The sequence below is a fragment of the Mitsuaria sp. TWR114 genome (genome assembly GCF_007997345.1).
In genome coordinates this window covers 1-915 of record NZ_VOSR01001037.1, presented here as the reverse complement: position 1 = coordinate 915, position 915 = coordinate 1, and the positions used below count along the sequence as shown (strand labels likewise).

The window sequence follows — 915 nt, the reverse complement described above, 5'->3', positions numbered from 1 at the left end:
GCCGGCGGATTCGCCCAGGCGGTCGGCCGGATAACGCCGCGACGGCGCGCTGGCACCCGGATGCACGACCACGAAGGGCTGGCGCGGTCCCACGCCCGCCGCGACCAGGCGCTGACGGACCGCCTCGCGGTCGCCCTCGAGCACGCGAAAGCGCAGGCGCTCATCGCGCGTGCGCAGGCCCACCGCGCCCACCAGGTCCAGTTGGCGGCGGACCTCATGGCGCATGCCGTCGCCGACCTCGTCGCGATCGGGGATCTCGTCGCTCAGCAGGCCATAGGCGCGCTCGCGGGCATGGCCCAGCACCCGGGGAATGCCGGCGAGCCGGCACATCGTCGCCGCCGGAAAGACGCTCTGCGTGCAGACGGTGAAGATGATGGCCGCGTCATAGTCCTCGTCGGCCCATTGCGCGAGGGCCTGGCGCTCCGCCCGCCCCGCCGGCAGACCACCAGCCGCCAACGGGTCGGCGCCGGCCTTCATCCACGGCGCATGGAAGCCGACGATGCGGTCCACCTCCGGCAGATGCGGCGCCAGCGCCGCCATCGACGGCGCGGCCAGCAGCGTCAGCTCGGCCTCGGGCAGCGACTCGCGCACCGCCGCCAGCGCCGGCGTCGTCATCAGCACATCGCCGAGGTTGTCCAGCCGGATCAGCAGGACGCGACGCGCCTGGCGCCATCGGGCGACACGTTCAGCCTGGACATCGGCGGCCGCCCCCGTCATCCCTGACCTCCCGAATTGGCCAGCGGCATGGCGACGACCTCGGCATGAGCCGCGTCCGTCGCGCCGACGGCGGCCAGGTGCGGCCGCGCCAAGTGCCGCACCGCCGCCGCCCCCGCACCGGCCTGGCCAGCCGCCGAGGCCAGCCGGATCGACGAGCTGCCTTGCATTGCCCGCCGCGCGGCCACCTGGGCATAGACG

Annotated in this window: 2 protein-coding genes; both read right to left on the bottom strand. The window is 74.6% G+C overall.

Going from position 1 to position 915, the window contains the following annotated elements; all coding sequences use genetic code 11:
* On the bottom strand, nucleotides 1-717 hold a 717-nt coding region (locus tag FUT87_RS27030; protein ID WP_147242978.1), incomplete at its 3' end, for a glycosyltransferase family 9 protein.
* Nucleotides 714-915: hypothetical protein (locus FUT87_RS29620; RefSeq protein ID WP_186830804.1), on the bottom strand; the 202-nt coding region annotated here is incomplete at its 5' end. The genes FUT87_RS29620 and FUT87_RS27030, both read right to left, overlap by 4 nt.